We start from the raw sequence: 25,272 nt of genomic DNA on the forward strand, positions 1-25,272 counted from the left end.
TCAGCTTTGCTCACCACCACTGTCCCAGAAAGGGACTTCTTTTGATCTCTGGATATCGACCGCTCCGGCCCCTTCTTTCGCTATTGTTTCAAACTGTCACGAATTTCGCGAAGCAGGATGATGTCTTCCGGCGTGGCAACGAGTGCTGCGGGCGCAGGCTCCGACTCCTTCTTGAGGCGGTTGATCTGCTTGATCATCAGAAAAATGATGAAAGCCAGAATCATGAAGTTCAGCGCCACTGTCATGAAATTCCCGTAAGCAAACACCGCGCCTACTTTCTTGGCCTCGACCAGTGGCAACCCTTCTGCCTGGCCCGCCAGTGCGATGTAGTAGTTGGAAAAATCCAGGCCGCCGACCACTTTTCCGATCAAAGGCATGATCAAGTCGTTGACGATGGAGTCAACGATCTTGCCGAAGGCGCCGCCGATGATGACACCCACCGCGAGGTCTACCACATTGCCCTTGACGGCAAACTCCTTGAATTCACTCATGAAACCCATCGATATTCCCCTTCCCTTGCGCGGGATGTGTTGCTGAACAGGCCAGGAGTATTGACGCAAACTGCGCCTTGTCAACGTGAGTGCTGCGGCGTCCGCTAGAATGCGAGGTTGACCCCCAAACTCAAGCCATCCAAACCATGAGCAATCAGCCAGTGGATCAAAGCCGCCGGACGTGGGTGACCATCGCCTGTGTCGCAGGTGGAGCAGGCGGCGTGGCCGCTGCCGTGCCTTTTGCCCTCACCTTCCAGCCGTCCGAGCGTGCGCTTGCGGCGGGTTCATCGGTTGAAGTCGACATCAGCGGCCTCAAGCCCGGTGACATGATGACGGCGGAATGGCGGGGCAAGCCGGTCTGGATTGTTCGCCGCACGGCCGAGCAGGTCGCTGCGCTCGACAAGCTGGCTGGCGAACTGGCCGATCCCAATTCCGAACGCAAGCCCAGCGAACTCACCCCCGAGTACGCCCGCAATGTGCACCGTTCCATCAAGAACGACGTGTTCGTCGCGGTGGGCATCTGCACGCACCTCGGTTGCTCACCCACTTCCAAGTTCCAGTCGGGACCTCAAGCGTCCTTGCCTGACAACTGGCCTGGCGGCTTCTTGTGCCCTTGCCACGGTTCTACCTTCGACTTGGCTGGCCGCGTTTACAAGAACAAGCCCGCGCCAGACAACCTCGAAGTGCCGCAACACATGTACCTGTCAGACACCAAGATTCTCATTGGTGAAGACAAAAAAGCCTGACAGGAGAGGTCAACATGGCTGAATTCAAAGAAGCTCCTGCTGGTGCCAGTGCTGGCACCAAGCTGATGAACTGGGTAGACAACCGTTTCCCGGCCACCAAGATGTGGAACGAGCACGCGGCCGAGTACTACGCCCCCAAGAATTTCAATTTCTGGTATTTCTTCGGCTCGCTGGCCCTGCTGGTGCTGGTGATTCAGATCGTGACCGGCATTTTCCTGGTCATGAACTACAAGCCGGACGCGGCCATGGCCTTTGCCTCGGTCGAGTACATCATGCGCGATGTGCCCTGGGGGTGGTTGGTGCGCTACATGCACTCAACTGGTGCGTCGGCGTTCTTCGTGGTGGTCTATCTGCACATGTACCGTGGTTTGATCTACGGTTCGTACCGCACGCCGCGTGAACTGGTCTGGGTGTTCGGCTGCCTGATCTTCCTCTGCCTGATGGCCGAAGCCTTCATGGGCTACTTGCTGCCGTGGGGCCAGATGTCCTACTGGGGCGCCCAGGTGATCATCAACTTGTTCGCCGCGATCCCGTTCATTGGGCCTGACTTGGCGATTTTGATCCGCGGCGACTACGTCGTGGGTGATGCCACCCTGAACCGCTTCTTCGCGTTGCACGTGATTGCCGTGCCGCTGGTGCTGCTCGGCCTGGTGGTGGCACACTTGATCGCGCTGCACGAAGTGGGCTCCAACAACCCAGACGGTGTTGAAATCAAGGCCAAGAAGGATGCCAAGGGGCGCCCGCTCGACGGAATTCCTTTCCACCCTTACTACACCGTGCACGACATCATGGGGGTCGCAGGCTTCCTGATCATTTTCACCGCGGTGATCTTCTTCGCGCCTGAGGCGGGCGGCTATTTCCTGGAGTACAACAACTTCATCCCAGCCGACCAGTTCCAGACGCCATTGCACATTGCGCCAGTCTGGTACTTCACACCCTTTTATTCCATGTTGCGCGCCACCACCGACGACCTCGTCAACGTGTTGTGCGTCATCGTTGGGCTGGCTGCGGTGCTGAATCTTGTCAAAGGCAAGGGCACCATGCCGGCGAAGGTCTTGGCCTTGGGGGCCGCGGTGATCGGCATCTTCCTGCTCAAAACCTTCGATGCCAAGTTTTGGGGCGTGGTGGTGATGGGTGGCGCGGTGGTGATCCTGGTGTTTCTGCCCTGGTTGGACCACAGCCCGGTCAAGTCCATTCGTTACCGCCCTGGCTTTGTCAAATACCTCTACGGCTTGTTCGTGATTTTTTTCGCGGTGCTGGGTTACTTGGGCATTCAGCCGCCATCGGTGATTGGTACCGCCGTGGCCCAGATTGGCACCATCTTCTACTTCGGTTTCTTCCTGCTGATGCCGTGGTGGAGTCAGCTGGGTACCTTCAAGAAGGTGCCTGACCGCGTGACCTTCGAGTCCCACTGAGCGCCTGCAGGAGAGACACAACATGAAGAAAATCCTTGCTTCCTTGCTGGCCGTGTTCGCCCTGATGAGCGGCGCGCGCGCCAACACCGAGCTGGTGCTAGACCGGTTTCCTCAAGAACGGGTGACTGATCTGGCGGCTTTGCAAAATGGCGCCCGCCTTTTCGTCAACTACTGCCTGAACTGCCACGCCGCTGCGTTCATGCGTTACAACCGCCTGCGCGACATTGGCCTGACTGAAAAGCAGATCAAAGAGAACTTGCTGTTCGCGACCGACAAAGTGGGTGAAACCATGAAGGTGTCGATGGATGCCAAGGACGCTAAGACCTGGTTTGGCGCCACGCCACCTGATCTGACCTTGGTGGCGCGTTCGCGAGCCAGCCATGCCGGTTCGGGCGCTGACTACCTCTACACCTACTTGCGCAGCTTTTATCGCGACGATGCCCGCCCCACCGGCTGGAACAACATCGTGTTTCCCAACGTGGGCATGCCTCATGTCCTGTGGGAATTGCAGGGCCAGCGTGCAGCCAAGTTCGTCGAAGAGCAAGATGCGCACGATCCTGCCAAGAAAATCCACAAGTTCGCAGGCTTCGAGCAGTTGACCGATGGCCAGCTCAAGCCCCAGGAATTTGACAGCCAGATGGCCGACTTGGTGGCCTACCTGCAATGGATGGGCGAGCCCATCCAGGGTCAGCGCGTGCGCATCGGTGTGGGCGTGTTGATTTTTCTGAGCATCTTCTTCGTCATTGCCTGGCGCCTGAACGCGTCTTTCTGGAAAGACGTGAAGTAAAGCTTGATCTGCCCTTGGGCGCAGTGGTTGTCCTGATCGGCGACCACTGCGCTTGCTCATTTTTTCGGTGCTTGCACCCCCTTGTTTTTTGTCACTGAGGAGTCCTCCGCCATGATGGTGCTTTACTCCGGAACGACCTGCCCCTACTCGCACCGCTGCCGCTTTGTGCTGTTCGAGAAGGGCATGGATTTCGAGATCCGGGATGTTGATATTTTCGCCAAACCGGAAGACATCGCGCTGATGAACCCCTACAACGAGGTGCCCATCCTCGTTGAGCGCGATCTGATCCTGTACGAATCGCACATCATCAATGAGTACATTGATGAGCGTTTCCCGCATCCCCAACTGATGCCCGGTGATCCGGTGGCACGCGCGCGTGTTCGCCTGTTCCTGCTGAACTTCGAGAAGGAGTTGTTTGCCCACGTCAATGTGCTGGAAGGCCGGGGCATCAAGGGCAACGACAAGCAACTGGAAAAGGCCCGTTCGCAAATTCGTGATCGCCTGACCCAGTTGGCCCCCATCTTCTTGAAGAACAAGTACATGCTGGGCGACGATTTCTCGATGCTCGATGTGGCCATTGCACCGCTGCTGTGGCGCTTGGATTACTACGGCATCGAGTTGTCGAAGAACGCCTTGCCCTTGTTAAAGTATGCCGAACGCATCTTCTCGCGCCCGGCTTACATCGAGGCGCTCACCCCGTCCGAGAAAGTCATGCGCAAGTGATCATCACTTGCCACCGGATCCTATGACCACGACGCCGATCGATTCAGACAGCCAGGGCACGTCCACCAGGCCTTACCTCATTCGGGCCTTGCACGACTGGTGCACCGACAATGGCTTCACGCCCTACTTGGCTGTGTATGTGGATCGTTCGGTGCAGGTGCCGCAGGAATACGTCAAGAACAACGAGATCGTCCTCAACGTCAGTTTCGAGGCAACCACCCAGCTTCAGCTGGGCAATGAGTTCGTGGAGTTCAAGGCGCGTTTCGGTGGTGTTGCCCGTGAGATCTCAGTGCCGGTGGACCACGTGATCGCCATCTATGCGCGCGAAAATGGGCAAGGCATGGCCTTCCCGGTTCCAACCGTATCGGATGGTGTGGATGGCCACCAGTCCATCGACGATGTGACAGGTGGCGATCCGCCCGCCGATGGTGCAGACCGTTCAGCGTCGCCCTTGCGCTTGGCGAGAACACCTCGGCCTGCGCCTGCAAAAGAAAAGGAGCGTGTCAGCACCAAGGCATCCTCCGCCAAGGCGGAAGACAAAAGCCCCACCAAGGCCTTGTCGCCGGTCAGCATCGTCAGCTCCGACGGTGATGAGCCTCCTCCGGACTCTCCGCCGCCTTCGGGGGCTGGCCGTCCGGCTTTGCGTCGCGTGAAGTGAAATTGAAGCCTGGCGCGCAGTACAATGCTGCGCTTGGTACTTATTCGCCGCTTTAGCTCAGTTGGTAGAGCAACCGCCTTGTAAGCGGTAGGTCGTCAGTTCGAATCCGACAAGCGGCACCAAAACAGAAAGCCTGTGTGGTCAGCAATGACCACGCAGGCTTTTTTCATGGCATGGCGCACTCAGCGCTTCAGGCCCATCCTGCGACGCACCGTCGGCAGGGCCACCATGCCCAGGCCAGCCAGAAGCATCAAGGTCGTGCTGGGTTCCGGCACGGCCTGCACCGCCACAAAGTTGTCCAACGTGGTTTCTTCGCAGCAGTTGATGCCACCAATTTCCGGGCCTTCGCGCCAGATGATCTTGGTGATGACGGTGTCACTGATGACCCCTTGGAACAAGGGGTCGTTTTCAGTCGCGTTCAAGGGCAGCACGGGGATGCCTTGGTACGTAGTGTCGCCATCGGCAAAGTAGAAATCCAGGAAACCTGGGCCAGGTGTGGCAGGGTTGAAGGCGTCGATGTCAAAGCCAATCGATTTGTAGAGGCCACCCACATGGATGTGGTACTCGGCCTCGGGAAAATCACGCGTGGTGGCGAACAGTTCCTTGTCGCCCGAGCCCTGGAAGACCTTCAGGTTGGCCAGGTTGGTCGAGACCGTGACGCCCGGCAGGATGTCCACGCCCGCCATGTTCGTGCCGTCCGCGAAGGACTCGAAGTCTTGCGTGACCACCGGCGCTGCGCCAATGGCCGTCAGGAAGGCCGTGCGGTCCCCGAAGAGGGTGACGTTGGCGGCGTGGGCGCCGCTTGTGGCGGCGATGGCCAGCAGCGAAGCGGCGGCCAGGCGTTGGAGGTGTGTGGTGTGCTGTTTCATGATGGCTTACCTGGCGTTGGATTGAGCGTCGGAGGCGGTGCCTTTGGCGGCGGCTGCGCCGAAGGTGTTGGGGGTGGTGGGTGACGAGACGGTGCAGTCGCGCGACATGTCGATGGCCAGCGCGGAATCGTCAACCCAGAAGTCGGGAACGGCTGCCGCGCCGCCAAAGTTGGTCACCTTCCACTGCACTTTGACGTTCACAGCCATGGGGGCGGTGGAGGTGTTGCGGATGCAGCGATGGCGGCTGAAGCTTTGGGCCGCCCAAGAGGCGGTGGTTTCGCCTCCGGCGTTCGTGCTCTTGACCGCGTAGGTGTCCGGTCCAAAGGTGCTGGCTTGCGGACTACCTTCGATCCCACCGATCAGGATCTGCGCTTCGCACCAGTCTTGCGCGGTGCTGCCGATGTTGCTGCAGCGAACTTCGGCGTCAAACCGGGCACTCACGAGCACAGCCGTCTGAGGTGGCACGAAGATCGTGGTTCCTGCCGAGGTCAGGTCCTGGAAGACGGTCGTGCTCGTGGTCTGCGGGTTGGTGTTGGTGACCACGCGTTTGAAGAAGCTGCTGCCGCTGGTGAAGATTTCGACACCGTCCGCCGCCATGGCGTTGATGATGGCCGCCAGGCTGAAGATGGCGCCTGCGGCGAGGCGTTGGTAGGCATGTTTCATGGATGCTCCTTGGATGACTTGACAGAGGACTGTGAGACACCGATCAGTTGTTGATCGGATGGCCGCAATGTCTGCGCCTTCCAGGTGGCGCCATACCCCTAACTTCGCTCCGGTCCCTAGGGCTAGGGGGCAGGCCCTCAGCAAACTAGGGGTCAAGAAAAAGCCCGCACGAGGCGGGCTTGTTGACTGGCTAACTGCCTTGCTGGTTCACTGAGGTGCCAGCAGCTTGTTGAAGGTGTCCAGGTCCTCGGGCTTGAGGGTGCCGCTGGCTTGGCGCAGCCGCATGCTGGCCACCAGCACGTCGTACCGGGCCTTGTAGAGGTCCTTCTGCGTGTTGGACACCAGGTTTTGTGCGTCCAGCACATCCTTGTTGATGCGCACGCCAACGCGGTAGCCCAGCTGCGTGGCTTCGAGTGCCAGCTTGGCCGAGCTTTCAGCGGCTTCATAGGCCTTGACCTGCACCATGCCAGACTGAACCACCAGGAAGGCCTGACGCGTACCCAAGTTGATGGTGCGCTTGGCGTTGTCCAGGTCGTGCGTGGCTTTCTCTTCGCCGACCAGTGTTTCCTTGATGCGGTTTTGCACCGCGAAGCCGGCAAAGATGGGCACATTCAGCTCCAATCCGACGGCGGTGGTGGTGCCCGCTTTGGCGTTGAGTTGGGCGGCTGTGGCACCTGGGGCGTTGCTGTCAACCTCATTGCGCAAGATGGAGGCGGTGGCGTCCAGCGTGGGCATGTGGCCAGCTCTGGCCTTGGCGGTGTCCAGCTTGGCCAGTGCCAGTGCCACTTCTGCCTTGCGGACCGTGGGCGAGAGGGCAGTTTGCGAGGTCCATTCATCCACCGACGAGGGCATCAGCACGGGCAGGTTCACCGGCGTCATCAAGGGGCGGGGTTTGACATCGATCTGGCCCACCAATTGGTCCAGGGCCAACCCCTTGACGCGCAGGTCATTGGTGGCCGCGATTTCCTGGGCGCCTGCCAGGTCAAAGCGAGCCTGGGCTTCGCGGGTGTCCGTGATGGTGGCATTGCCCACTTCAAAGTTGCGCTTGGCCGCGGCCAGTTGCTCGGACAGCGCCTTCTTGTTGGTCTGAGAAGTGTTCAGGATGTCTTGCGCGGCGAGCACGTCGAAGTAGGCCTGCGTGAGCCGCACGACCAGATCGTCCTCGGCCGACTTCAAGCTGGCTTGTGCGGCGACCAGGGCTTGCTGGCCCTTGCCCACATCGGCATCGTTGGCGCGGTTGAACAGCGGTTGCTTGGCCGAGATACCCAGACTTTTATTTGTGCCATAGCCACTGGCCAGTACCCCTTGCTGGCCAGTGGCGCTGGAGTCGAGCTTCGTGCGGTCGATCGTGCCTCGCATGCCCACGGTGGGCAGGCGCAAGGCATCGGCCTGGGCGGCTTTGTATTGGGCGGAGTCCGCCTCCGATTTGGCCGACAGGTAGGCGGCGTCATAGCTTTTGGCCGCTTGAAACAGTTCCACCAATGACTGGGCTCGCGCCTGCTGGGTTTGAGCGCTGGCCCAACTGGACATGCTCATCAGCACAATGGCCGCCGCGCAAACCACGGGGCGCAGAGTGGGGCGTTTCGAGTTCGGGGACATCTTTTGAATCCTGTCAGAAGTGGAAGCGGCTGGGAATGACAAAGCCAGCCAGGCGAGGAGCGGTGGTGTCGAACAGGTCTTCGCTGCTGAATTGGCCGTTGCCCAGTCGCGTGAACAGACGGGCACGCATGATGGGCTCATCGCCCACGATGGCCAGCAGGCGGCCACCTTCCTTGAGTTGATCCAACAAGGCTTGCGGCACCTTGGCGACAGAGCCTGTCAGCAAGATGGCGTCAAAGGGGGCTTGGGCAAGGAGGCCTTCAGCGCCATCAGATTGCACGATCTCGGCATTGTTGATACCCGCCAAGCGCAAGTTGGCGCGGGCAAGCTGAACCAGCTCGGTCTGGGCTTCCAGGCCGATGACGCGTTGGGCCTTGTGGGCCAGCAAGGCGGTGACGTAGCCGGTGCCGGCGCCGATGTGCAGCACGGTGTCGCGCTTGCTCAGGTTCAGGTCCTGCACCAGGCGGGCTTCCAGCTTGGGAGCCAGCATGGCGCGTCCGCCCGACAAGGGCACTTCCAGGTCCATGAAGGCCAGCGACCGATGCGCTTCAGGCACGAAGTCTTCGCGGCGCACGACGGACAACAGGGACAGGATGGAGCTGTCCAGCACATCCCAGGGGCGGATCTGCTGCTCGATCATGTTGAAGCGGGCTTGTTCGACGTTCATGAGGACATCCTAGGGGCAGTCGGAGAAGTTAAATATTGGGAAAAAGCAGGGATTTTAAGAACTGCAGTGCCCGGACAACGGAAAACGGTGCGCATTTTTAGTCATTTCACCAACCCACGCAGCAATAGCTCGATTTGCGTGGCAATGAACTGGGGTGGATCCAGCGGAACCGGGTTGACCGAGCAGGCCGCCGAGCAATGCCGGTAAAGCACAAGGAAGTGCACGGGAGCGATCAGGGCATGGACCACGGCGCTCACGTCCATGTCGCGGAACTCGCCCCGGTCCATGCCGCGCTGCACGGCCTTGGTCAGCATGGCGTGCGCAGGGGCGACCACCTCGTCCATGTAAAACTGGATCAGGTCCGGGAAGTTGTTGGCCTCGGTGATGATGACCAGCATGATCCCCGAAGCCTTGGACGCGCCCACGCGAGACCACCAGGTGTGGGCCAGCAGGTGCAGCAGCTCGGACGTGGGGCCTGCGAACTGCTCGACGATGCCGCTGCCCTCGGCGATGACTTCGACCAGGTGGGTGCGCACCACGGCCTTGAACAGCTCTTCCTTGCTGGGGTAATAAAGGTACAAGGTGCCTTTGGACACCCCGGCCAGCCGAGCCACTTCTTCGGTGCGCGTGGCGGCAAAGCCTTTCTCGACGAACAGCGTCAAGGCGGCCTCCAGCAACTCTTGAGGCCGGGCCGCCTTGCGGCGCTGTCGACCCGACCCAACCGATTGGATCAGCGAGGTCACAGGGAAGGGTGATTTGATGGCAGGCAAGGGCTGATAGGAGTAACTGACCGACTGGTCAGTAATGTAGCGTTAATAATCATTTGCATGGAACGTGCACAACCCCAAGCCCGCAGCGCCTACGCGCACTTTGACACCATCTCGACCCGCTGGATGGACAACGACATCTACGGGCATGTCAACAACGTCACTTATTACAGCTATTTTGATTCTGCGGTGAACCGCTACCTGATCGAGGCCGGTGTCCTGGACATCCACGACGGTGGCGTGATTGGGCTGGTGGTCGAGACCCATTGCAACTATTTCGCCCCTCTGGCTTTTCCGCGCAATGTCGATGTCGGCATCCGCGTGAGCAAGATCGGCAGCAGCAGCGTGCGCTACGAGATCGGCCTGTTTGATGAAGGCCAGCCTTTGTCGGCGGCCAGCGGGCATTTTGTCCACGTCTATGTCGACCGCGCTAACCGCCGCCCCACCAGCTTGCCCGCCGACTTCGCGTTGGCGGTTCAGAAGCTGCAAGTGGCGGCAGGTTGATCACCCACTCAAGCGAAAACACCCTGTTGGTGACAAGCCAAAATTTGACTATGATCATTGTCTGAATTTCCTGTCCTCACATTTCTGGAGCCGCCAATGAGCCTGATGGGCCAAATGATGCACATGCCCTTGTTGATCTCGTCGCTGCTGACGCACGCGGCCAGGCACAACGGTGACGTCGAGATTGTTTCCAAGCGCGTCGAGGGCGACATGCACCGCACGACGTGGTCAGAGGTTGAGTTGCGTTCGCGCAAGCTGGCCCAGGCTTTGGCCCGATTGGGCTTGAAGCCAGGTGAACGCGTGGGCACCTTGGCTTGGAATGGCTATCGCCACCTGGAGATCTATTACGGCGTGTCGGGCTCCGAGCTGGTCTGCCACACCATCAACCCGCGCCTGTTCCCCCAGCAAGTGGCCTGGATCATCAACGATGCCGAAGACAAGGTGCTGTTCGTTGACCTGAACATCCTGCCCTTGATCGAGAAGCTGCTCCCCAGCCTGCCCACGGTCAAGGCCGTGGTGGTGATGGTGGCCCGCTCGCACATGCCGGCCGAAACCGCCATTCCCAACTTGCTCTGCTACGAAGAGCTGATCGACGCCGAAGACGGCAACTTCACCTGGCCACAGTTCGATGAGAACACCGCCGCCAGCATCTGCTACACCTCGGGCACGACCGGCAACCCCAAGGGCGCCGCGTACTCCAACCGCTCAACGGTGCTGCATGCCTACGCCTCGGCCTTGCCCGATGCGATGTCGGTGGCCTCTGTGGACACGGTGTTGCCCGTGGTTCCCATGTTCCACGTCAACGCCTGGGGCTTGCCTTACTCGGGCGCTTTGATCGGCTGCAAGCTGGTGCTGCCTGGTCACCACCTGGATGGCGCTTCGCTGTACGACCTGTTCGAAAAAGAGAAGGTCACCTTCAGTGCCGGTGTGCCCACCATCTGGCTGGGCCTGATCAACCACGTCAAGCAGAACAACTTGAAGTTCAGTACCTTCAAGCGCACGGTGGTGGGTGGGGCTGCCTGCCCGCCCGCCATGATCCGCACGCTGGAAGACGAGTTTGGTGTGCAGGTGATCCATGCCTGGGGCATGACCGAGATGTCTCCGCTGGGCACCTTGGGTCGCCTGAAGGCCAAGCACGCCGACCTGCCGGTCGAGGCCCAGCATCGTCTGCTGGAAAAGCAGGGCAAGGTGATCTACGGTGTGGACATGCGCATCGTCGATGCCGAAGGCAAAGTGCTGCCTTGGGATGGCAAAACGTCGGGCGACCTGGAGGTGCGTGGCCACTGGGTCATCAGCAGCTATTTCAAGGTCGACAAGTCGCCCTTGCACGATGGCTGGTTCCCCACCGGTGACGTGGCCACCATTGATGCCGACGGCTACATGCAGATCACTGACCGCTCCAAGGACGTGATCAAGTCGGGCGGCGAATGGATCAGCTCCATCGACCTGGAAAACGTGGCCATGGGCCACCCCGCTGTGCACGAGGCCGCGGCCATCGCCGCTTTCCACCCCAAGTGGGACGAGCGCCCGCTGCTGGTCGTGGTCAAGAAACCGGGCGCCGAAGTGACCCCCGAAGAGATTCTGGCGTTTTACGACGGCAAGATCCCCAAATGGCAGTTGCCCGACGACGTGGTCTTCACCGACGAGATCCCGCACACCGCCACGGGCAAGATCTACAAGTTGAAATTGCGCGAGCAGTTCAAAGACCACAAGTTGCCCACGGTTTAATGGTTTGAATGCAAAAGCGCCTTTCGAGGCGCTTTTTTGTGGCCGATGCAACAACTCGCGGCAGTGATTGCAGAGTCAATGGCAGATAAATTTCAGTTTTGTTCAGGATTCGGGTCATCCCTGAATGAACCCCCGGGTTTGGGGGGGTAATCTCGGTGTCTGGTCGATACCCCACAGAGGAAAAGCATGAATCTGCAACGCCGAGCATTGAGTATTTTCGTGGCCGCCTCGCTGAGCGCTGGTGCCGCCATGGCCCAAAAGGGTGAAACAGTCAAGGTCGCATGGATCGATCCCTTGTCGGGCCTGATGGCCAACATCGGTCAGAACCAGCTCAAGACCTACCAGTACATCGCTGAGAGGCTCAATGCCAAGAACGCCGCTGGCGTGAAGTTCGAGATCATCAGCATCGACAACAAGCTCAGCCCCGCTGAAACGCTCAACGCCCTGAAGTCGGCCGTTGACCAAGGCGTGCGCTATGTGGTGCAAGGCCTGGGTTCGGGCGCCGGCCTGGCCCTGATGGACGCCGTGAACAAGCACAACGAGCGCAACCCCGGCAAGGAAGTGATCTACCTGAACTACGCTGCGGTGGACCCAGACATGACGAACAGCAAGTGCAGCTACTGGCACTTCCGTTTCGATGCCGACACCTCCATGAAGATGGAGGCGTTGACCACTTTCATGAAGGATCAGACGGACATCAAGAAGGTTTACCTGATCAACCAGAACTATGCCCACGGCCAGCAAGTGTCCAAGTTCGCCAAGGCCAACCTGGCCCGCAAGCGTCCCGACATCCAGGTGGTGGGTGACGACCTGCATCCGCTGGCACAGGTGCGTGATTTCTCGCCCTACGTGGCCAAGATCAAGGCCTCTGGCGCTGATACGGTGATCACCGGCAACTGGGGCTCTGACCTGGCGCTGCTGGTCAAGGCAGCCAATGACGCCGGCCTGAACGCCAAGTTCTACACCTACTACGCCAACTTCGGAGGCACGCCCACCGCGCTGGGCGCCGCCGCCGAAGGCCGTGTCTTCCAGGTGGGCTACAGCCACTACAACCTGGGCGGCGAGTACGGCAAGATGCTGGCCGAATTCAAGAAGCGTTTCAACGACGACTTCTACTCGGCAGGCAGCTACTCAGCCATGGCTCTGCTGGCCGATGGCATCGCCAAAGCCAAGTCGACCGATCCGGTCAAGGTGGCCGCCGCGATGGAGGGCTTGAAGTTCACCAGCTTCAATGGCCCGGTGGAAATGCGCAAGGCCGACCACCAGCTCCAACAACCGCTGTTCATCACCAAGTGGCAGAAGGTCGATGCCAAGAACGCCTACGACGTCGAGAAGACGGGCATGACCTTCACCGCGGTCAAGTCTTACGACGCCTACGTGTCGAGCACGCCTACTTCGTGCCAGATGAAGCGTCCTTCGTGATGCCAGGCGGCGCCTGACATCAGGCGCCGCCGCACCTTGCAGTCAGCAGTACGGCCGGATCGCTTGGCGTGGTGATCCGATCAACGCCATTGAGCGCCCCCCTGTCTGCGGTCACCGCGGCAGGGGCCTCTCGTCAGCCTCACGGTTGACTGACTTCAGCGCCACGGTCGCTCTCTCATGGAAACTTTCGTCGTCTTCTTCTTGAGTGGCATCAGCTACGGGCTGCTGCTCTTCATGCTCAGCTCCGGGCTGACACTCATTTTCAGCATGATGGGCGTTCTGAACTTCGCCCACGCCAGCTTCTACATGTTGGGTGCTTATTTTGCGTATGAGATCACCGGCTATGTCGGATTTTTTCCCGCGCTGATCCTGTCGCCTATCCTGGTGGGGGCACTGGGCGCGGCCTTCGAGCGCTACAGCCTGCGCAAGGTGCACGCCTATGGCCATGTGCCCGAGCTGCTGATCACCTTCGGCCTGTCGTACGTGATCGTCGAGGTGGTACGGCTTTACTTCGGCCCCTCCAATGTGGATTACCGCGTGCCCGAACTACTGAGCGGTCCGCTGTTCACCGTGGCCAATGTGCAGGGGCAGGGCCTGGCCTGGTTGTGGGGAGCGGGCGATGCCGCGATTTGCGCGCCGGATTCAGGCAACTCCTGCACGCAGTTCCCGCTGTACCGCGGCTTCATGGCCATCGTCGCCCTGTTCATGTTGTGCTCGCTGTGGTTGCTGCTCACCCGCACCCGTGTGGGCCTCATCATCCAGGCGGCGCTCACGCACCCGGACATGGCGCAATCGCTGGGTCACAACGTGCCCCGCGTGATGATGGGCGTGTTCGGTGGTGGCTGTGCGCTGGCCGGCCTGGCCGGCGTGATCGGCGGCAACGCTTTCGTGACTGAGCCCAATATGGCCGCCTCCTTGGGTGCCATCATCTTCGTGGTGGTGGTGGTGGGCGGCATGGGCTCGTTGGCGGGGGCTTTCCTGGCGTCCATCCTGATCGGCCTGATGCAGACCTTCGCGGTGGTGGTGGACGTGTCCATCGCCTCGGTGATGCAAAGCATGGGCAGCCCGGTGAGCTTTGATCATTGGGCTTATCCGTTCCTCAAGATTTCGGTGTCGCAGATGGCGCCAATCCTCCCGTACCTCCTGCTGGTGCTCATCCTGATCTTCAGGCCCAAGGGCTTGCTGGGCACACGCGAGGAGTAAACCGCCATGTCATCCCATACCGTTTACCGCTTCAAACCCTACAACCTTGGCCGCTGGATTGTGTGGACGCTGTTCGCACTGGTGCTGATGGTGGCACCGCTGCTGTGGACCAGCAGCCTGTCGATGACCATGCTTTCGCAGATGGGCATCGGCATCATCGTCTGCCTGTCGTACAACATGCTGCTGGGGCAGGGCGGCATGCTCAGCTTCGGGCACGCGGTGTACTCCGGACTGGGGGCCTTCGGGGCCATCCATGCGCTGAACTTTGCCTCGGCGGGCAGCCTGCCCATCCCGGTCAGCCTGGTGCCCATCGTGGGCGGCGCGTCGGGCTTGATCGTGGCGGCGCTTCTGGGGGCGGTCACGACCAAGAAGTCAGGCACCACCTTCGCCATGATCACCATGGGCATCGGGGCGCTGGTGTTCTCGATGTCCTTGATGCTGCCCGAGTTCTTTGGCGGCGAAGGCGGCATCTCCAGCAACCGGGTCATTGGCGAGTCGGTGATGGGCATCACCTTCGGCCCGCAGATCCAGGTGTATTACCTGATCGCGCTGTACTGCTTCGTGTCCACCGCCTTGATGTTCGCTTTCACGCAGACGCCGCTGGGCCGCATGCTCAATGCCGTGCGCGACAACCCCGAGCGGGTTGAGTTCATTGGCTATGACACCCAGCGCGTGCGCTACATCTCCTTCATGGTGGCGGGCTTCTTTGCAGGCATCGCGGGCGGCCTGGTGGCGCTGAACAACGAGATCGTGACGGCCGAGGTGATGAGCGCCGAGCGCTCGGGGGCCTACCTGCTGTTCACCTTCATCGGCGGGGCGTTGTTCTTCTTCGGTCCCATCATCGGCGCCGTGCTGATGGTGCTGGCCGAGGTGTTGTTGCATGAGATGACCAAGGCCTGGCTGCTCTACCTGGGCGTGGGCTTTTTGGCGATGGTGATGTATGCCCCGGGTGGTTTTGCCGCGCTGTTGATGATGAACGTGCGCGTGGCGGCGTTCGGCATGATGCGTCGCCTTTGGGCGGTGTACCTGGCCTTGTTCGGCGCGGGCTTCACGGCGCTGGTGGGCATCTCGGTGATGGTCGAGATGATTTACCACCGCAAGCTCAACGAGGCGCTCGGCCCAACCATGACCTACTGGCGGGCAGAGATCAACACCGACAGCACGGGGGCCTGGATGGGCGCGGGCCTGCTCGCACTGGTCGGGATTGGTCTGTTTGAGGTGGCTCGCCGCCGGTTCGTCGTCCGGTGGAGCGCGGTGCAGGACGACATCGAGGCCGAATTGCGTCGACGCAATGCGCTGTGAACCCACGAACCTGAAGTCCAAGCGATGAGTAATCCCAATCAATCCAGCAGCGCTTCATCGGGTGGCTTTGCCCTCGAGTTGCGCGATGTGCGCAAATCTTTTGGCAAGACCGAGATCATCCGCGGCGCCCAACTGCAGGTGAAGGAAGGCGAGCGCGTGGCGCTGATCGGGCCCAACGGCGCGGGCAAATCCACCCTGTTCAACCTGATCAGCGGCCGCATGGCGCCCTCCAGTGGCGAGATCCTGCTGAACGGAGAGCGCATCGATGGGCGCAAGCCCTACGAGGTCAACCGCCGCGGTCTGGCTCGCAGCTTCCAGGTGTCCAACCTGTTTCCGCGTCTGAGCGTGTTCGAGAACCTGCGCTGCGCGGTACTCTGGTCCATGGGCGAGGGCTATGCCTTCTGGCGCTTCCTGTCCAAGCTGGACGCGGCCAATGCGCGTGCCGAAGAGGTGCTGGGCATGATCCGCCTGCAGCGCAAGCGCAATGTCATGGTGTCGTCGTTGACCTATGCCGAGCAGCGTGCGTTGGAGATTGGCGTGACCATCGCGGGTGGTGGCAAGGTGATCTTGCTGGACGAGCCCACGGCGGGCATGAGCAAGTCGGAAACCGCCAACTTCGTGAACCTGATCCGCGAGGTCACCGTGGGCAAGACCTTGGTGACCGTGGAGCACGACATGGGCGTGGTGTTCGGCCTGGCCGACCGCATCGCGGTGCTGGTGTACGGGGAGGTGATCGCTTTTGACACCCCTGAAAATGTCCGCGGCAACGAGCGTGTGCGCGAAGCCTACCTGGGGTCGGCCCTGGCCGACCAGCAAACCCTTGAGGCCGGAGTCTGACCATGCTGTCCATCCAGAAACTGCACGCTTTCTACGGCAAGAGCCACATCCTCCATGGCGTTGACCTGGAGGTGAACCCAGGCGAGATCGTGGCCTTGCTGGGCCGAAATGGCTCGGGCCGCTCGACCACTATCAAGGCCGTGATGGGCTTGGTGCATGGCCAGGGCAAGGTGACCTGGAACAACACCGACATCCTGGGCCACAAAACCTACGACATCGCCCGCCGTGGCCTGGGCTATGTGCCCGAAAGCCGCGATGTGTTCCCCAAACTGACGGTGGAGCAGAACCTCTTGCTGGGCCAGCAGCCTGGGCGAGGCGGCAAGAAGAATGGACGCTGGTCGCTGGACGACATGTACCAAATGTTCCCGCGCCTGAAAGAGCGACAACACACCGAGGCGGGCGTGTTGTCGGGCGGTGAGCAGCAAATGCTGACCTTGTGCCGCACCTTGATGGGTGACCCCGACCTGATCATGATCGATGAGCCGACCGAAGGCCTGGCGCCCAAGATCGTCGAATTGGTGGGGGAGTATTTGAAAGAACTCAAGCGGCGCGGCCTGGCCGTGCTGCTGGTGGAGCAAAAGCTCACCATCGCGCTGGACATTTCCCAGCGCTGCTATGTGATGGGCCATGGCGAGGTCGTTTTTCAGGGCACACCTGAAGAGCTGAAAGCCGATTCCAATGTTCGCCGTGAGTGGTTGGAAGTCTGAGATTCAGCGTTTACCCTTGCGTTTTCGCAAACATTGCAGTGTTGCTGCAGGGGTTAATGCAGCTATTCTTACAATGGTTCTTTTCAGATTCCCCACACGAGTGAGATTGGCATGAGCACCTCCTACCAAGTCGCCGACGGCATCGCCGTCATCACCCTGGAAAATCCCCCCGTCAACGGCCTGGGCCAGAGCACGCGCGCTGGCATCGTCGATGGCATCAACCAGGCGCAGGCCGATGCGTCTGTGCTGGCCGTGGTCATCACGGGCTCGGGCAAAGTGTTCTGCGGTGGCGCCGACATCCGCGAGTTTGGATCGCCCAAGGCGTCGGCCGCCCCCGACCTGCATGTCACCATCGCCACGGTCGAAAATTCGGCCAAGCCCGTCGTGGCCGCGATCCATGGCGTGGTGATGGGTGGGGGTTTGGAGTTGGCCCTGGGCTGCCACTATCGCGTGGCCGCGCCCGGCACGCAAGTGGCCTTGCCTGAAGTGAACATCGGCCTGGTGCCCGGTGCCGGTGGCACGCAACGTTTGCCGCGCGTGCTGGGTGTGGAAACCGCGCTGGAGATGATCACCACCGGGGTGTCGGTGCCCAGCGAGAAGCTGATCGTGGCGCCTGGCCAGAAGCTGTTCAGCCAACTGGTCGATGGCGACTTGCTCGCAGGTGCCAAGATTTTTGCCAAGCAGGTTGCCGCGGCGCGTCCGCTGCCTTCGGTGCGCGATCACAAGGTGGCCGCCCCGGCCGATCCCGAACTCTTCACCAAGACCCGCGCGGCCCTGGCCAAGACTCGCCGCAACTTGGAAGCGCCGCAACGCTGCGTGGACTGCGTGGAAGCCTCGGTCAGCCTGACTGACCTGGATGCCGGCATCAAGTTCGAGCGCGATGTGTTCGAGCGCCTGCTGACCAGCGAACAGGCCCGCGCTCTGCGCCACGCCTTCTTCGGCGAACGTGCCGCCAGCAAGATCCCCGATGTGCCCGCTGACACGCCTCTGCGCGACATCAAGCAGGTTGCCATCATTGGCGCGGGCACCATGGGTGGTGGCATCGCCATGTGTTTCCTGAACGCGGGCGTGCCCGTGGTCATGCTGGAGATGAAGCAAGAGGCCATCGACCGTGGTCTGGGCATCATCCGCAAGAACTACGAAGCGCAAGTGTCCAAGGGCAAGCTGGCCCAGGCCAAGTACGAGCAACGCATGAGCCTGCTCAGCACCACGCTGAGCTACAACGACATCGCGCAGGCCGACATGGTCATTGAGGCCGTGTTCGAAGACCTGGGCGTGAAGTCGCAGGTCTTCGCCAAGCTGGACGAGGTGATGAAGCCGGGCGCGATCCTGGCCTCCAACACCTCGACGTTGGACGTGGACAAGATCGCCGAAGTGACCAAGCGCCCGAGCGATGTGGTGGGCTTGCACTTCTTCAGCCCCGCCAACGTGATGCGCCTGCTGGAAGTGGTGCGCAGCAAGCACACCGCCAAGGATGTGATGGCCACCGTGATGGCCGTGGCCAAGAAGATCAAGAAAGTGGCGGTGGTGTCGGGCGTGTGCGATGGCTTCATCGGCAACCGCATGTTCGAGCAGTACACCCGCCAGGCCGGCTTCCTGATCGAAGAGGGCGCCACGCCCGAGCAAGTTGACAAGGCCGCCGAGAAATTCGGCATGGCCATGGGCCCCTTCCGCGTGGGTGACCTGGCTGGCAACGACATTGGCTGGGCGATCCGCAAACGCCGGTATCTGGAGAAGCCCAACATGCGTTACAGCAAGGTGGCCGACCTGATCTGCGAGGTGGGTCGTTTTGGCCAAAAAGCGGGCAAGGGCTGGTACGACTACGAAGTCGGCAAGCGCGAACCCGTGCCATCGACGGAAGTGCTGGCCATCCTCGACAAGTTCCGCCAAGACAACCACATCACCCCGCGCGAGATCAGCGATGAAGAGATCGTGAGCCGCCTGGTGCTGTCGCTGACCAACGAAGGCGCCAAGATCCTGGAAGAGGGCATTGCCAACCGCGCTTCCGACCTGGACATGGTCTACCTGACCGGTTATGGCTTCCCCATCTACCGTGGTGGCGCGATGCTGTACGCGGACATGATCGGCCTGCCCAAGGTCATCGAGAAGATGAAAGAGTTCCAGAAGAACCCGCACGATGACGCGGCCTTCTGGGAGCCCGCACCTCTGCTGGCCAAGCTGGCCGCCGAGGGCAAGGACTTCAACGGCCAGGCCTGATCGGCCAATCGACCACCACGGTTGACTGAACAAGAAGGTCCACAGCACTGATCCAGTCTGTGGGCCTTTTTTTCGGCCGCCCATCCATTTTCATTTGAGGCCAACATGTCTTTCATTGAAACCACGCAGAACGGGCACATCCTTGAGATCCGCGTCAACCGGCCGGAGAAGCACAACGCCTTGTCGCCCGAGATGTACAGCGACATCGCCAAGGCCTATGGCGAGCTGAGCCGAAACCCGGCCCTGCGCGTGGCGCTGCTCTACGGCGAAGGCAAGCACTTCTCCTCGGGCGTCGAGTTGGACAAGTTCGCGCCCATCTTCGGCAACGGCAAGGGCTTCGAGATTGGCGAAGGCGAGATCGATCCGTTTGGGCTGCTAGGCCCCCGCCACAGCAAGCCGGTCGTGATGGCGGTGCAGGGCAACTGCTTCACCTGGGGGGTCGAGATCATGCTCAACACCGAGGTGCGCGTGGCGGCCGAAGACACGCGCTTTGCCATGCTCGAAGTCAAGCGCGGCATCTTCCCGTGTGGTGGTGCCACCTTGCGCCTGCCGCAGCAGATGGGCTGGGCCAATGCGCAGCGCTACCTGCTGACGGGCGACTACTGGTACGCGCCCGAGTCGCACCGCCTGGGCCTGGTGCAGGAAGTGGTGCCCGCCGGGCAGCAATTGGCCAAGGCGCGCGAGATCGCCGAGCAAATCGCCAAGGCCGCGCCGCTGGGCGTGCAGAACGTGCTGAAGTCGACCCGCATGGCCTGGAACGAAGGCGAGGCCGAGGCCGCGAAGCACCTGTTCAAAGACCTGCTGCCCGTGATGCAAAGCGAGGACGCGGCCGAAGGCATCCGTTCTTTCATCGAGCGCCGCGATGCGGTGTTCACAGGCCGCTGACCGGCCGCACGAACTCAAGTATTCAAGAGACGACCATGACCCACCGCGCCACCCTTGACTTCCTGCTGCACGACTGGCTTCACGCCGAAGACCTGAACCAGCGCGAACGCCACACCGACCACAACCGCGAGACTTACGACGCGGTGCTGGACCTGAGCGAGAAGATCGCCAGCGAACAGTTTGCGCCGCACAACCGTCTGACCGATGTGCAGGAGCCCGAGTTCGATGGTGTGAAGGTGCACCTGCCCAAGGAAACACCGGTGGCCTTGCAGGCCTTCAACGACGCGGGCTTGATGGGCGCCAGCAAGGACCCCGAGCTGGGCGGCATGCAGTTGCCCACCGTGGTCGAGATGGCCTCGATGAGCTTCTTCTACAAGGCCAGCGTGTCGCTTGCGGCCTACCCGATGCTGACGCGCGGCAACGCCAACACCATCCTGGCGCATGGCACCCCTTTGCAGATCGACGTGTTTGCCAAAGGCGGTTTTGAAGGCCGCACCTTTGGCACCATGTGCCTGAGCGAGCCGCAGGCAGGATCAAGCCTGTCGGACATCGCCACCAAGGCCGTGCCCGATGTGCGCGGCGATGGCAGCGGCATCGATTGGGCGCAGGATGCCTTGGGCCCACGCCACCGCCTGACCGGCAACAAGATGTGGATCTCGGGCGGCGAGCACGAGATGGGCGAGAACATCGTGCACTTGGTGCTGGCCAAGATCCCGGGTGAAGATGGCAAGACCATCCCCGGCGTGAAAGGCATCTCCCTGTTCATCGTTCCGCGCAAACTGGTGAAGCAGGATGGTGCCATCACCGATCAACGCAACGACGTGGCGCTGGCGGGCCTGAACCACAAGCTGGGTTACCGCGGCACGGTCAACACCTTGCTGAACTTTGGCGAAGGCAAGTTCCTGGTGAACGGGCAGGCGGGTGCCGTGGGCTACCTGATCGGCAAGCACGGCGAAGGCCTGAAGTGCATGTTCACCTTGATGAACGAGGCCCGCATCAGCGTGGGCTTGGGCGCGACGATGCTGGGCTACGCAGGCTACGAGGCCTCGCTTGCATATGCTTTGCAGCGCCCTCAAGGCCGGCGCATGGGCGCGGGTGGCAAGGACCACAGCGCGCCGCAGATCTCGATCATCGAGCACACCGACGTCAAGCGCATGCTGCTGCAGCAAAAGGCGATTGCCGAAGGCGGCCTGGCCCTGGGCCTGTTGTGCGCGCGCCTGGTGGATGAGGAATACACCGGCACCGCGGCCGAGGCAGAGCACGCCGGCCTGCTGCTGGAGCTGCTGACCCCGATCGCCAAGAGCTGGCCCAGCGAATGGGCGCAAGAGGCCAACAGCCTGGCCATCCAGATCCTGGGCGGCTATGGCTACACGCGCGACTTCCCGGTTGAGCAGTATTGGCGTGACAACCGCTTGAACATGATCCACGAAGGCACGCACGGCATCCAGGGCCTGGACCTGCTGGGCCGCAAGGTGGTGATGAATGGCGGCAAGGCCTTGAGCGTGCTGGCCGAGCGCATCAGCCAGACCATCCAGAAGGCGGGGCAGATCGACGGCTTGGCGGTGCACAGCAATGCGCTGGCGCAGGCGCTGCAGAAGGTGGGGGCCACCACCAAGGCCGCCTGGTCCACGGGCCTGCCTGAAGAGGCCCTGGCCAATGCCACGCCTTACCTGCAAGGCTTTGGCCACACGGTGCTGGCGTGGATCTGGCTGGAGTTGGCCATCGCGGCCAAGGCTGCGCTGTCGTCTGGTCACAGCCCGCTGGGTGAAGGCTTCCTGCACGGCAAGTTGGCCGCTTGCGATTACTTCTTCAACTTCGAACTGCCCAAGATCGACGCCTGGCTGGGCGTGGTCGCGCGCCGCGACATGACCTGCGCGCAGGTCCAGGCCGACTGGTTCTGAAAACATCCCCATTGATTCAAGGAAGAACAACATGATTCGTCACATCGTGATCTTCACGCTCAAAGGCCCGGAAGACGCCCCCAAGGTCCAGGCCTTGCTCGACAGCTGCAAGGGCCTGGTGCCCGGCATGCACGAGTTCGACGTCGGCATCAAGACCGAAGGCCTGGAGGCCAATGCCGATGTGGTGTTGATCTCGACCTTTGAAGACGCGGCCGCGCTGGCTGCCTACCAGCCGCACCCGCACCACCAGGGCGTGGTGGCGCAGATCCGCGAGATGGCGGCCTCGCGCCACGTGCTCGATTACTTTTGCTGAACGCCGCTTCAACGCCAACGCAAGGATTCAAGATGACCACTCCCCGCAAAGTTCAACAACTCTTTGACCTGACCGGCCGCACGGCACTCATCACCGGAGGCTCGCGTGGCCTGGGCCTGCAGATGGCCCATGCCCTGGGCGAAGCAGGCGCCAAGGTCTTGATCAGCTCGCGCAAGGCGGCCGACCTGGAAGAGGCGGTGGCCTCACTTCAAGCGGCGGGCATCGATGCCAGCTTCATCGCGGCGGATGCTGGCAAGCCGCAAGACATCCAACGGCTCGCCGACGAGGCGCTGGCCCGCTTGGGTCACATCGACATCCTGGTCAACAACGCGGGTGCCAGCTGGGGGGCGCCCGCGCAGGAGCACCCGCTGGAAGCCTGGGACAAGGTCATGAACCTGAACGTGCGCGGCTATTTTTTGCTGTCGCAAGCGGTGGCCAAGGCCAGCATGATCCCGCGCAAGCAGGGCCGCATCATCAATGTGGCGTCCATTGCCGGCCTGGGCGGCAACCCGCCTTTCATGCAGACCATCGCCTACAACACCAGCAAGGGCGCGGTGGTGAACTTCACGCGCGCGCTGGCCTGCGAATGGGGGCACCTGGGCATCCGGGTCAATGCCATCGCGCCGGGCTTCTTCCCCAGCAAGATGACGGCAGGCCTGTTGAGCATGGCAGGCGAGGACAACATCGCCAAGGGCGCGCCCTTGCTGCGCATTGGCGATGACGAAGACCTGAAAGGCGTCACGCTGCTCTTTGCCAGTGACGCTGGCAAGCACATCACCGGGCAGATCTTGCCGGTTGATGGCGGGGTCAGCGCCTTGATTGGCGGCTGATCTCGATCGCTGATGACTCCCACCGACAAAACCTGAGGAACCAGACCATGAGCACCATGAACCACCAGATCCAGTTGGCTTCTCGCCCCCAAGGCGAGGCCACCACCGACAACTTCCAGCTGGTCGAAACGCCTGTGCCTTCGCAGGCCGAATTGAGCGATGGCCAGGTGGTGATCAAGCACCACTACCTGTCGCTCGATCCCTACATGCGCGGCCGAATGAACGACAGCAAGAGCTACGCCGAACCCCAACCGCTGAACACCGTGATGATCGGCGGCACTGTGGGCGAAGTGGTGGCCAGCAAGCACCCCAAGTTTGCCGTGGGCGACCAGGTGGCGGGCATGGGCGGCTGGCAGGAATACGCGGTCGTTGATGCCAATGTGCGCGGCGCCATCCACAAGGTCGACACCACGCACATCCCGCTGTCGGCTTACCTGGGTTCGGTCGGCATGCCGGGGGTCACGGGCTGGTACGGCCTCGTCAAGATCATCGACCCCAAGGCGGGCGAGACCGTGGTGGTCAGCGCGGCCAGCGGCGCGGTGGGCAGCGTGGTGGGGCAATTGGCCAAGGCGCGCGGTTGCCGTGTGGTGGGCTTTGCGGGGGGCTCCGACAAGTGCAAGTATGTGGTCGATGAGTTGGGCTTCGATGCCTGTATCGACTACAAGGCACAACCTGATTCGCGCAGCCTGTACAAGGCCTTGAAGGAGGCGACGCCCGATGGCATCGATGGCTACTTCGAGAACGTGGGCGGTGCCATTTTGGATGCCGTGATGGCCCGCATGAATGCCTTTGGCCGCATTGCCATGTGCGGCATGATCGCTGGCTACGATGGCCAGCCCATGCCCTTGGCCAACCCCGCCATGATCCTCGTGTCGCGCCTGAAGATCGAAGGCTTCATCGTGAGCGAGCACCCTGAGGTGTGGCCCGACGCCATGAAGGAGCTGGGCACCATGGTCGCCACTGGCAAGATGAAATTCCGCGAGTCGATCGCGCAAGGCATTGCCAGCGCGCCCGAGGCCTTCCTGGGCTTGCTCAAGGGCAAGAACTTTGGCAAACAGCTGGTCAAGCTGGTCTGAACACTTTGAAGGACAACACCATGTCGATCATGAATTTAAAGGCTGGGCAGACGGCCGTCATCACGGGAGCTGGCAGCGGCTTTGGTCTGGAGTTGGCGCGCTTGGGCGCGGCCAAGGGTCTGAACCTGGTCATCGCGGATGTGCAGCAAGATGCGCTGGACGCGGCCAAGGCCGAGTTGACGGGACTGGGGGCCAAGGTGGCGGCGTTGCGCAGCGATGTTTCGCAGGCAGCCGACATCGAGGCTTTGGCCGTCTTTTGCCTGGAGCAATTTGGCGTGCCGAACCTGGTGATCAACAACGCCGGTGTGGCCCACGGTGGCCTGATCTGGGAGCACACCACCAGCGACTGGGAATGGGTGCTGGGTGTGAACCTGTGGGGCGTGATCCATGGCGTGCGCGTGTTCACCCCCCTGATGCTGGAGGCGGCTCGCAAGGATCCCCAATGGCAAGGTCACATCGTGAACGTGGCCTCGATGGCCGGCTTGCTGAATTCGCCCAACATGGGCGCCTACAACGTCAGCAAGCACGCGGTGGTCAGCCTGACCGAGACTTTGTTCCAGGACCTGGCCTTGGTCACCGAGCAAGTGCATGCGTCGGTGCTGTGCCCGTACTTCGTGCCCACCGGCATCCACCAGTCGCACCGCAATCGCCCGGCCGAACTGCGCACCGAAGGCAAGCCCACGCCCAGCCAGATCATCGCGCAGGCCATGAGCACCAAGGCGGTCACGTCAGGCCGCGTGTCGGCCAATGACGTGGCGCAACTGGTGTTCAACGCGGTCGAGCAGAACCAGTTCTACGTCTACAGCCACCCGCAAGCGCTTGGCATGGTGCAGACGCGGCTCGAGGACGTGGTGCAGGCGCGCAATCCGACGGATCCCTTCGCGGGCAAGCCGGAGTTGGGCGAAAGCTTGCGGAAGTCTCTGCGCGAAGTCATGGGCGGCTGACGCCAGCCCCGCAGGACG

The 25,272-nt window shown here is 61.4% G+C and carries 25 protein-coding genes and 1 tRNA gene; 20 read left to right on the forward strand and 6 right to left on the reverse strand.

Going from position 1 to position 25,272, the window contains the following annotated elements; all coding sequences use genetic code 11:
- Window positions 1–80 precede the first annotated feature (80 nt).
- Window positions 81–500 (reverse strand): large conductance mechanosensitive channel protein MscL, encoded by a 420-nt coding sequence (mscL, locus tag PSV38_RS15200; protein WP_300548845.1) that lies wholly within the window; start codon window positions 498–500, stop codon window positions 81–83.
- Window positions 501–637: 137 nt separating this feature from the next.
- Here mscL and petA point away from each other — a divergent pair, with 137 nt between their 5' ends.
- The 6 genes from petA to PSV38_RS15230 all read left to right on the forward strand — a co-directional run bounded on the left by petA (window position 638) and on the right by PSV38_RS15230 (window position 4,942).
- Window positions 638–1,237, forward strand: a complete 600-nt coding sequence (gene petA / locus PSV38_RS15205; RefSeq protein ID WP_300548847.1) for a ubiquinol-cytochrome c reductase iron-sulfur subunit — start codon at window positions 638–640, stop codon at window positions 1,235–1,237.
- Between the two features lie 14 nt (window positions 1,238–1,251).
- The gene (locus PSV38_RS15210) at window positions 1,252–2,652 is read left to right on the forward strand and encodes a cytochrome bc complex cytochrome b subunit (RefSeq protein WP_300548849.1); all 1,401 of its coding nucleotides are present in this window, start codon (window positions 1,252–1,254) and stop codon (window positions 2,650–2,652) included.
- Window positions 2,653–2,674: 22 nt separating this feature from the next.
- Window positions 2,675–3,439, forward strand: a complete 765-nt coding sequence (locus PSV38_RS15215; protein ID WP_300548851.1) for a cytochrome c1 — start codon at window positions 2,675–2,677, stop codon at window positions 3,437–3,439.
- Between the two features lie 111 nt (window positions 3,440–3,550).
- Window positions 3,551–4,162: a glutathione S-transferase N-terminal domain-containing protein gene (locus tag PSV38_RS15220; RefSeq protein WP_230179166.1), complete on the forward strand. Its 612-nt coding sequence runs from the start codon at window positions 3,551–3,553 to the stop codon at window positions 4,160–4,162.
- A 22-nt stretch (window positions 4,163–4,184) separates the two neighbouring features.
- Window positions 4,185–4,820 carry a ClpXP protease specificity-enhancing factor gene (locus PSV38_RS15225; RefSeq protein ID WP_300548853.1) on the forward strand — a complete coding sequence of 212 codons (636 nt, stop codon included), beginning with the start codon at window positions 4,185–4,187 and terminating at the stop codon, window positions 4,818–4,820.
- Window positions 4,821–4,866: 46 nt separating this feature from the next.
- Window positions 4,867–4,942: transfer RNA gene (locus tag PSV38_RS15230), tRNA-Thr, on the forward strand.
- A gap of 60 nt (window positions 4,943–5,002) precedes the next feature.
- On the opposite strand, the gene PSV38_RS15235 is transcribed toward PSV38_RS15230, so the two are convergent.
- From PSV38_RS15235 to PSV38_RS15255, 5 genes are all read right to left on the reverse strand, one after another.
- The gene (locus PSV38_RS15235) at window positions 5,003–5,689 is read right to left on the reverse strand and encodes a PEP-CTERM sorting domain-containing protein (RefSeq protein ID WP_300548855.1); all 687 of its coding nucleotides are present in this window, start codon (window positions 5,687–5,689) and stop codon (window positions 5,003–5,005) included.
- Between the two features lie 6 nt (window positions 5,690–5,695).
- Window positions 5,696–6,352 carry a hypothetical protein gene (locus PSV38_RS15240; protein ID WP_300548857.1) on the reverse strand — a complete coding sequence of 219 codons (657 nt, stop codon included), beginning with the start codon at window positions 6,350–6,352 and terminating at the stop codon, window positions 5,696–5,698.
- Between the two features lie 207 nt (window positions 6,353–6,559).
- Window positions 6,560–7,951 (reverse strand): TolC family outer membrane protein, encoded by a 1,392-nt coding sequence (locus tag PSV38_RS15245; RefSeq protein WP_300548859.1) that lies wholly within the window; start codon window positions 7,949–7,951, stop codon window positions 6,560–6,562.
- A gap of 13 nt (window positions 7,952–7,964) precedes the next feature.
- Complete coding sequence (locus tag PSV38_RS15250; RefSeq protein ID WP_300548861.1) at window positions 7,965–8,618, reverse strand: protein-L-isoaspartate O-methyltransferase; 654 nt, start codon at window positions 8,616–8,618, stop codon at window positions 7,965–7,967.
- 101 nt (window positions 8,619–8,719) lie between these two features.
- The gene (locus PSV38_RS15255) at window positions 8,720–9,388 is read right to left on the reverse strand and encodes a TetR/AcrR family transcriptional regulator (protein WP_300548863.1); all 669 of its coding nucleotides are present in this window, start codon (window positions 9,386–9,388) and stop codon (window positions 8,720–8,722) included.
- Between the two features lie 57 nt (window positions 9,389–9,445).
- Here PSV38_RS15255 and PSV38_RS15260 point away from each other — a divergent pair, with 57 nt between their 5' ends.
- The 14 genes from PSV38_RS15260 (at window position 9,446) to PSV38_RS15325 (ending at window position 25,254) form a co-directional block, all read left to right on the forward strand.
- Window positions 9,446–9,889 carry a thioesterase family protein gene (locus PSV38_RS15260; RefSeq protein ID WP_300548865.1) on the forward strand — a complete coding sequence of 148 codons (444 nt, stop codon included), beginning with the start codon at window positions 9,446–9,448 and terminating at the stop codon, window positions 9,887–9,889.
- Between the two features lie 96 nt (window positions 9,890–9,985).
- Window positions 9,986–11,617: a 3-(methylthio)propionyl-CoA ligase gene (locus tag PSV38_RS15265; RefSeq protein ID WP_300548866.1), complete on the forward strand. Its 1,632-nt coding sequence runs from the start codon at window positions 9,986–9,988 to the stop codon at window positions 11,615–11,617.
- Between the two features lie 186 nt (window positions 11,618–11,803).
- On the forward strand, window positions 11,804–13,039 hold the full coding sequence (locus tag PSV38_RS15270; protein WP_300548868.1) for a branched-chain amino acid ABC transporter substrate-binding protein: 1,236 nt from the start codon (window positions 11,804–11,806) through the stop codon (window positions 13,037–13,039).
- 177 nt (window positions 13,040–13,216) lie between these two features.
- The gene (locus PSV38_RS15275; protein WP_300548869.1) at window positions 13,217–14,242 is read left to right on the forward strand and encodes a branched-chain amino acid ABC transporter permease; all 1,026 of its coding nucleotides are present in this window, start codon (window positions 13,217–13,219) and stop codon (window positions 14,240–14,242) included.
- Window positions 14,243–14,248: 6 nt separating this feature from the next.
- Window positions 14,249–15,544, forward strand: coding sequence for a branched-chain amino acid ABC transporter permease (locus PSV38_RS15280; RefSeq protein ID WP_300548871.1), 1,296 nt, complete (start codon window positions 14,249–14,251; stop codon window positions 15,542–15,544).
- 24 nt (window positions 15,545–15,568) lie between these two features.
- Window positions 15,569–16,381: an ABC transporter ATP-binding protein gene (locus PSV38_RS15285; protein WP_300548872.1), complete on the forward strand. Its 813-nt coding sequence runs from the start codon at window positions 15,569–15,571 to the stop codon at window positions 16,379–16,381.
- Between the two features lie 2 nt (window positions 16,382–16,383).
- Window positions 16,384–17,088, forward strand: coding sequence for an ABC transporter ATP-binding protein (locus PSV38_RS15290; RefSeq protein WP_300548874.1), 705 nt, complete (start codon window positions 16,384–16,386; stop codon window positions 17,086–17,088).
- 111 nt (window positions 17,089–17,199) lie between these two features.
- Window positions 17,200–19,305 (forward strand): 3-hydroxyacyl-CoA dehydrogenase NAD-binding domain-containing protein, encoded by a 2,106-nt coding sequence (locus tag PSV38_RS15295; protein ID WP_300548876.1) that lies wholly within the window; start codon window positions 17,200–17,202, stop codon window positions 19,303–19,305.
- Between the two features lie 105 nt (window positions 19,306–19,410).
- The gene (locus PSV38_RS15300) at window positions 19,411–20,190 is read left to right on the forward strand and encodes a crotonase/enoyl-CoA hydratase family protein (protein ID WP_300548878.1); all 780 of its coding nucleotides are present in this window, start codon (window positions 19,411–19,413) and stop codon (window positions 20,188–20,190) included.
- Between the two features lie 35 nt (window positions 20,191–20,225).
- On the forward strand, window positions 20,226–22,091 hold the full coding sequence (locus PSV38_RS15305) for an acyl-CoA dehydrogenase (protein WP_300548881.1): 1,866 nt from the start codon (window positions 20,226–20,228) through the stop codon (window positions 22,089–22,091).
- Between the two features lie 31 nt (window positions 22,092–22,122).
- Window positions 22,123–22,404 (forward strand): Dabb family protein, encoded by a 282-nt coding sequence (locus tag PSV38_RS15310; RefSeq protein WP_300548883.1) that lies wholly within the window; start codon window positions 22,123–22,125, stop codon window positions 22,402–22,404.
- A gap of 32 nt (window positions 22,405–22,436) precedes the next feature.
- On the forward strand, window positions 22,437–23,234 hold the full coding sequence (locus tag PSV38_RS15315) for an SDR family oxidoreductase (protein WP_300548885.1): 798 nt from the start codon (window positions 22,437–22,439) through the stop codon (window positions 23,232–23,234).
- A 47-nt stretch (window positions 23,235–23,281) separates the two neighbouring features.
- Window positions 23,282–24,310: an NADP-dependent oxidoreductase gene (locus PSV38_RS15320; protein WP_300548886.1), complete on the forward strand. Its 1,029-nt coding sequence runs from the start codon at window positions 23,282–23,284 to the stop codon at window positions 24,308–24,310.
- A gap of 20 nt (window positions 24,311–24,330) precedes the next feature.
- Entirely contained in the window at window positions 24,331–25,254 is a 924-nt protein-coding gene (locus PSV38_RS15325; RefSeq protein ID WP_300548888.1) for an SDR family oxidoreductase, read from the forward strand.
- Window positions 25,255–25,272 lie beyond the last annotated feature (18 nt).

Source organism: Aquabacterium sp., from assembly GCF_029946005.1.
Lineage (GTDB): Bacteria > Pseudomonadota > Gammaproteobacteria > Burkholderiales > Burkholderiaceae_C > Aquabacterium.